General features: G+C 70.0%; 6 protein-coding genes. 5 read left to right on the forward strand and 1 reads right to left on the reverse strand.

Translation table 11 applies throughout. The annotated features are described in order from the left end of the window. Positions 1-52 precede the first annotated feature (52 nt). Positions 53-802, reverse strand: coding sequence for a phosphatase PAP2 family protein (locus tag AC1DYN_RS14600; RefSeq protein ID WP_477960680.1), 750 nt, complete (start codon positions 800-802; stop codon positions 53-55). A 211-nt stretch (positions 803-1,013) separates the two neighbouring features. Between AC1DYN_RS14600 and AC1DYN_RS14605 the strand changes: the two genes are divergently transcribed. The 5 genes from AC1DYN_RS14605 to AC1DYN_RS14625 all read left to right on the forward strand — a co-directional run bounded on the left by AC1DYN_RS14605 (position 1,014) and on the right by AC1DYN_RS14625 (position 6,052). Then, positions 1,014-1,355, forward strand: coding sequence for an H-NS histone family protein (locus AC1DYN_RS14605; RefSeq protein WP_477960682.1), 342 nt, complete (start codon positions 1,014-1,016; stop codon positions 1,353-1,355). Positions 1,356-1,516: 161 nt separating this feature from the next. Further along, positions 1,517-2,467, forward strand: coding sequence for a sugar ABC transporter substrate-binding protein (locus AC1DYN_RS14610; RefSeq protein ID WP_477960684.1), 951 nt, complete (start codon positions 1,517-1,519; stop codon positions 2,465-2,467). A gap of 4 nt (positions 2,468-2,471) precedes the next feature. Next, positions 2,472-4,007, forward strand: a complete 1,536-nt coding sequence (locus AC1DYN_RS14615) for a sugar ABC transporter ATP-binding protein (RefSeq protein WP_477960686.1) — start codon at positions 2,472-2,474, stop codon at positions 4,005-4,007. A gap of 12 nt (positions 4,008-4,019) precedes the next feature. Next, positions 4,020-5,033 (forward strand): ABC transporter permease, encoded by a 1,014-nt coding sequence (locus tag AC1DYN_RS14620; protein ID WP_477960688.1) that lies wholly within the window; start codon positions 4,020-4,022, stop codon positions 5,031-5,033. Next, on the forward strand, positions 5,030-6,052 hold the full coding sequence (locus tag AC1DYN_RS14625) for a LacI family DNA-binding transcriptional regulator (protein ID WP_477960690.1): 1,023 nt from the start codon (positions 5,030-5,032) through the stop codon (positions 6,050-6,052). Before AC1DYN_RS14620 ends, AC1DYN_RS14625 begins: the two co-directional genes overlap by 4 nt. Positions 6,053-6,072: the final 20 nt, after the last annotated feature.

Genomic DNA, 6,072 nt, shown 5'->3' on the forward strand with positions numbered 1-6,072 from the left:
GTTTTCCATCGGGACAGGTGGGGACGGCGGGCCCGTCCTCAATGCCCCGAGGTTAACCCTTGACGGCGCTCAATCTGGCCGGCGCAGCGGCCCGCCGCAGGCCGCGCCGGGCCTCGGCCAGGTGCCAGGCGGCGGCCGACAGCGTCCAGCACAGCCAGGCCGTCCACAGCGAGTGGCTCAGGTAGTGCGCGCCTCGCATCACCTGCACCCAGGCGAACACGGCGCCGCAGGCCAGCGCGATCGCCAGCCAGCGGCGCGCGGCCACCGGCGCGGTGCGGCGCAGCGCGAACCAGCCGGCAAGAAAGCAGAACGCGGTCGACGCGTGGCCCGACGGGAAGCAGCGGCCCGGCCCGCCGTCCTGCTTCCAGAACTGCCAGTGCGGCACGTAGCCGACGGCGAGGTCGCCGCCGAAGCGCGCCTGGTCCCAGGGGCAGCTGGTCGCGCTGCCGTGCTTGAGCAGCGGGATCAGGATCACGCAGGCCAGCGTCACCAGCACCCACAGCACGCGTTCGCGGCGCGACAGCCCGCGCGCGAAGGGCAGCGGCCACCGGATGTTGACGAGCAGCACGCCGAACAGCGCCCAGGCCGGATAGCGCGCCCAATCGTGCAGCAGCGTGCCGGTGATCCAGCGGTCGCGCCATGCGAAGCCCTGCGCATTGCCGAACCACGAACTCAGCGCCAGGTCGAGCCCGCTCAGGTCCCAGGCCAGCAAGGCCGCCAGCGACAGCAGGATGACCAGCGTGTCGGCGCGAAGCGTTCGGGAAATCCCGAAGGCCGGCAGGGCAGGAGAGGGCGCGAGCATGTGCCGGCATGCTGCGCAGCGCGACTTAGCGCAGCCTTAGGCCGGCACGCGGATGCCGGTTCGGCGTGACATTGTTGTGCTATGGTCGCGCCCGCACGCCTCGGGGGCTCAGCCCCGCGGCGATGCAGCCTTGGTCTCGGCGTACGAAGGGAAGTCGGTCGACAAGAACCGACGCGGGAGGCGGCGCCTGTCGCAACTCATGGAAACTCCGATGTCGAAAACACTGGCCCAACTGAAAAAAGAAATCGCAGCACTCTCGCGCGAAGCCGAGAAGCTGCAGCGCAAGGAAATCGAAGGCGTCGTCGCACGCATCAAGGAAGCGATCGAGGCCTATGGCCTGACGGCCGCCGACCTGGGCCTGTCAGGAGCAAAGCGCGGCGCGAAGGCCGCCGGCAAGGCGCCCGCCACGAAGCGCGGGCGCAAGAAGGCCGCCGGCGCACAGGTGAAGTTCCGCGACGAGGCCGGCAACGTGTGGGGCGGCCGCGGCCCGCGTCCGAAATGGCTGCGCGATGCGCTCGCCGCAGGGAAACAGCTCTCGGACTTCGCGGTCTAGAAATGACGGCACGCGGGTCGGCTTGGGGCGGCCCGGTGCTCGGCCCGCCGGCCCGTCCGGGTTATCCCTCTTCCCCGGACCTCTCCTCGATCTTCAAATAGCAAACGTTGGCGCAAACGTTTGCCAACAGTCCGTACCCCCGTTTCGAGGAGACATCGAACATGACGATCGCATTCAACCGCCGCGCCACCGCCCTGGCCGCCGCCACGCTGGCCGCCAGCCTGTTCCTGCCCGCCGCGCATGCCGACGACGCCAAGCCGCGGGTCGGCCTGGTGATGAAGTCGCTGGCCAACGAGTTCTTCAAGAACATGACCGAGGGCGCACTGGCGCACGAGAAGAAGCGCGGCGACTTCACGCTGAAGGCGGTCGGCATGCAGTCCGAGACCGACTTCGACGCGCAGACCGCGGCGGTCGAGAACTTCGTGACGCAGAAGTACGACGTGATCGTGATCGCGCCGGCCGACTCGCGCGCGATGGTCGCGCCGATCGCGAAGGCGCTGAAGGCCGGCATCACCGTCGTCAACTTCGACGTCGCGCTCGACCCGGCCGCGATGAAGAAGGCCGGCCTCGACCTGGCCTTCGTCGGCCCCGACAACCGCGCCGGCGCCAAGATGGCCGGCGACGAGCTGGCCAAGGCCATCGGCCCGGGCGCCAAGATCGTGATCATCGAAGGCAACCCCGGCGCCGACAACGCGCTGCAGCGCAAGCTCGGCTTCGAGGACGCGGCCAAGCAGGGCAAGCTGAACATCGTGGCCTCGCAGACCGCGCACTGGGAGACCGAGGAAGCGAACGCGGTCTTCACCAACATCCTGACTGCCAACCCCGACATCAAGGGCGTGATGGTGGCCAACGACTCGATGGCGCTGGGCGTCGCGAAGGCGCTCGACGCGGCCGGCAAGGGCGGCCAGATCAAGGTGGTCGGCTTCGACAACATCCCGGCCATCCGCCCGCTGATCAAGTCGGGCAAGGTGCTGGCCACGGTCGACCAGTTCGGCACCGACATGGCGGCCAATGCCATCGACTACGGCATCAAGTCGCGCAAGGACAAGCAGCCGCTGAAGGGCTGGGTCAAGACGCCGATCGAGCTGGTGACGGCCAAGAACCTGAAGTGACCCGGTGAGCGCGCTCGAACTGCAGGGCCTGACGCGCCGCTACCCCGGCGTGACGGCGCTCGACGGCGTCAACCTCTCGCTGCAGCGCGGCGAGGTGCATGCGCTCGCGGGCGAGAACGGTGCCGGCAAGTCCAGCCTGATCAAGATCCTGGGCGGCGCCGACCGGCCCGACGCCGGCACGATGCGGCTGTTCGGCCAGCCCTACGCGCCGCACACGCCGCTGGACGCGATGCGTGCCGGCATCCGCGTGGTGCACCAGGAGCTGCACATGATGGGCGAGCTGTCGGTGGCCGAGAACCTGCTGTTCGAGCAGCTGCCGCGCACGCGGCTCGGGCTGCTCGACCGCACGGCGATGGCGCGGCGTGCGCGCGAGCTGCTGTCGCTGGTGGGGCTGGACGACCTGGCGCCGGCCACGCGCGTGGGCTCGCTGGGCATGGCGCAGCAGCAGCTGATCGAGATCGCGAAGGCGCTGTCGAACCAGGCCGGCGGCAACCGCATCGTCATCATGGACGAGCCGACCGCGACGCTGACGCCGCGCGAGACCGACCGCCTGCTGGCGATCATCCGCAAGCTGCGCGACGACGGCGTCACGGTGGTGTTCGTTTCACACCACCTGCAGGAGCTGTTCGACGTCTGCGACCGCGTGACGGTGCTGCGCAACGGCCGGCACGTCGCGACGCAGGCGATGGCCGACACCACCACCGGCGAGCTGGTGCGGCTGATGGTGGGCCGCGACCTGGTCGATCGCCCGCCGCGTGCCGCGCCGCAGCTCGACCTGCAGCAGCCGGCGGCGCTGCGCGTCGAAGGCCTGCGCTTTGCCGGCCAGCGCAGCGCGCGGCCGATCGACTTCAGCCTGCGCTACGGCGAGATCGTCGGCCTGGCCGGGCTGGTCGGCTCGGGCCGGACCGAGACGGTGCGCGCGATCTTCGGCGCCGACCGCGCGGTGGCCGGGCAGCTGTGGCGCGACGGGCAGCCGGTGCGCATCGCGAGCCCCGCCGACGCGCTGGCCCACGGCATCGCGCTGGTCACCGAGAACCGCAAGGAAGAAGGCCTGGTGCTGGACATGCCGATCCGCGCCAACCTGAGCCTCGCGCGCATGGACGCCGTGTCGCAGGCCGGCCTGCTGCGCCCTGACGCCGAGACCGCGGCGGCGCAGCGCATGGTGGCCGAGCTGCAGATCCGCCTCGCGTCGCTCGCGCAGCCGGTGCGCCAGCTGTCGGGCGGCAACCAGCAGAAGGTGGTGCTCGGCAAGTGGCTGCTGCGCGACCCCAAGGTGCTGCTGCTGGACGAGCCGACGCGCGGCGTCGACGTCGGCGCCAAGGCCGAGATCCATGCGCTGCTCGAGCGCATGGCGGCGGCCGGCATGGCGGTGCTGGTGGTGTCGTCCGACCTGCGCGAGCTGATCGGGCTGTGCGACCGCATGCTGGTGCTCAGCCGCGGCGCGCTGGTCGGCGAGGTGCCGCGCGCGCAATTCGACGAAGAGGCCATCCTCGCGATGGCGTACCAGGAATACCTCGTTCGTCCGCAGCAAGCGGCCTAGGACCTGAATGCAATGCAAGCCATGAACCTGCCTTCTTCCCCTTTGCCGGCCGGCGCGTTCGGCGACCGCGCGGCGCGCGTGCTGCGCGAGGCCGGCATCGGCCTGGCGCTGCTGCTGCTGCTGGGCGTGTTCGCGCTGCTGTCGCCGATCTTCCTGACGGCCGGCAACATCACCAACATCTTCACGCAGATCTCGATCAACGTGATCCTCGCGGTCGGCATGACCTTCGTGATCCTGGTCGGCGGCATCGACCTGTCGGTGGGCTCGGTGATGGCTTTCTGCGCGGTGGTGGCCGGCACGGTGCTGAAACTGGAAGGGCTGGACCCGGCCCTGGCGATCGCGCTGGCGCTCGCGGCCAGCATCGCGGTGGGGGCGGCCTGCGGGCTGGTCAACGGCGCGGTGTCGGCCTGGTGGGCGATCCCGTCCTTCATCGTCACGCTGGGCATGCTGAACATCGCGCGCGGCGCGGCGCTGCAGTGGACGCAGGCGCGCTCGATCTACGAGTTCCCGGATGCCTTCAACAACTTCGGCAGCGCGACGCTGCTGGGCGTGCCGGCGATCTTTCTTGTCGCGTTGGCGCTGGTGCTGGCCGGCTGGTTCGTGCTGAACCGCACCGTGTTCGGCCGCCTGATCTATGCGATCGGCAACAACGAAGAGGCGGTGCGGCTGGCCGGCCACAGCGTGCGCTTCTACAAGATCGCGGCCTTCGTGATCTGCGGCGCGGCGGTCGGCGTCGGCGCGGTGATCTACATGACGCGGCTGACGATCGCGAGCCCGATCTCCGGCATCGGCTTCGAGCTGAACGCGATCGCCGCCGTCATCATCGGCGGCACCAGCCTGAGCGGCGGGCGCGGCTCGATCATCGGCACGCTGCTCGGAGCGTGCATCATCGGGGTCCTGGCCAACGGCCTGATCCTGATCGGCATGAGCGACTTCCTTCGTCAGATGGTCACCGGTTTCGTCATCATCCTCGCGGTGATCCTGGATGTGCTGCGCGCGCGCCTGGCCACGAGGGCCGCACGATGAGCACCACGGCACGCAGCAGCACCATCAAGGACGTGGCCCTGCACGCCCAGGTGTCGGTGACGACGGTGTCGCACGTGGTCAACAACACGCGTTTCGTCAGCGAGGCGGCGCGCCAGCGGGTGCTGCAGGCCATCGACGAGCTGCGCTACGTGCCCAGCGCGCTGGCGCGCAGCCTGAAGAGCAACCGGACGCACACCATCGGGATGATGATCCCGAACAGCTCGAACCCGTATTTCGCCGAGATCATCCGCGGCATCGAGGACACCTGCTACGCCGCGGGCTTCAACGTGATCCTGTGCAACTCGGACGACGATCCGCTGAAGCAGAGCACCTACGTGCGCCTGCTCAGCGAGAAGCAGGTCGACGGGCTGATCGTGATGTCGTCCGGCGCCGACGGCGAGCTGCTGGACACCTTGCGCGACGCCAGCATGCCGCAGGTGGTGGTCGACCGCGAGATCGACGACCTGGCGGCCGACCTGGTCGAGGTGAACCATGAGGCCGGCGGGCTGATCGCGACGCAGCACCTGCTGGCGCTCGGGCACCGGCGCATCGCGTGCATTGCCGGGCCGCAGTCGCTGTCGTCGGCACGCCAGCGCGTGCTCGGCTACCACCGCGCGCTCGGCGAGGCCGGCATCGCGGTCGACGACCGGCTGCTGCGCAGCGCCGATTTCACGAGCGCCGGCGGGCATGCGGCGATGGCCTCGCTGCTCGACGGCGCGGTGCAGCCGACGGCGGTGTTCGCGTCGAACGACCTGATGGCGATCGGCGCGGTGTGCGCCGCGGCGGCGAAGGGCCTGCGCATCCCGCAGGACCTGTCGGTGATCGGCTTCGACGACATCGCGCTGTCGGCCTACAGCAACCCGCCGCTGACGACGGTGGCGCAGCCCAAGCACCGCACCGGCGAGCTGGCGGCGCAGCTGCTGATGCAGCGCATCGCCGACCGCCACCGCACGCTGCAGCGCGAGATCTTGCAGCCCTCGCTGACGGTGCGGCAGTCGACCGGGCCGGCCCCAGCATGACGAAGCGCATCGTCGTGCTC

Source organism: Rhizobacter sp. P2_D12 (assembly GCF_056404395.1).

Coding starts and splice junctions, on each gene's coding strand:
- AC1DYN_RS14610 (WP_477960684.1), top strand. CDS start 1,517: ATGACGATCGCATTCAACCGCCGCGCCACCGCCCTGGCCGCCGCCACG.
- AC1DYN_RS14605 (WP_477960682.1), top strand. CDS start 1,014: ATGTCGAAAACACTGGCCCAACTGAAAAAAGAAATCGCAGCACTCTCG.
- AC1DYN_RS14620 (WP_477960688.1), top strand. CDS start 4,020: ATGCAAGCCATGAACCTGCCTTCTTCCCCTTTGCCGGCCGGCGCGTTC.
- AC1DYN_RS14600 (WP_477960680.1), bottom strand. CDS start 802: ATGCTCGCGCCCTCTCCTGCCCTGCCGGCCTTCGGGATTTCCCGAACG.
- AC1DYN_RS14625 (WP_477960690.1), top strand. CDS start 5,030: ATGAGCACCACGGCACGCAGCAGCACCATCAAGGACGTGGCCCTGCAC.